General features: G+C 68.4%; 1 protein-coding gene. It reads right to left on the minus strand.

The genetic code is table 11. The annotated features are described in order from the left end of the window. A partial coding sequence (locus tag SB751_RS30910) for a VOC family protein (RefSeq protein WP_410749139.1) occupies positions 1-269 on the minus strand: 269 nt, incomplete at both ends.

Below are 269 nucleotides of genomic sequence, written 5' to 3' on the forward strand. Positions count from 1 at the left end.
GTCGCGTCGATGCCGGCCAGCGGGCGCAGCTTGCGGGTGAATTCGATGAAGTAGCCGTTCGGGTCGCGCACATAGATCGATTCGATCACCTCGTGGCGCGTCTCCACCGAGACGTCCAGGCCGGCGTCCTGCAGCTTCTGTTTCCAGGCTCGCAGTTCGGCTTCGTTCTCGACCTGCCACGCGGTGTGGGTGGCGTCGGCAACGTGGTCCTCGGGCAGCGGCCGCATCGCGGCGCGGCCTTGCATGGACGGCGGCTCCTCGGCGCCCAG

Source organism: Cupriavidus sp. SIMBA_020, assembly GCF_046535395.1.
GTDB lineage: Bacteria > Pseudomonadota > Gammaproteobacteria > Burkholderiales > Burkholderiaceae > Cupriavidus > Cupriavidus campinensis.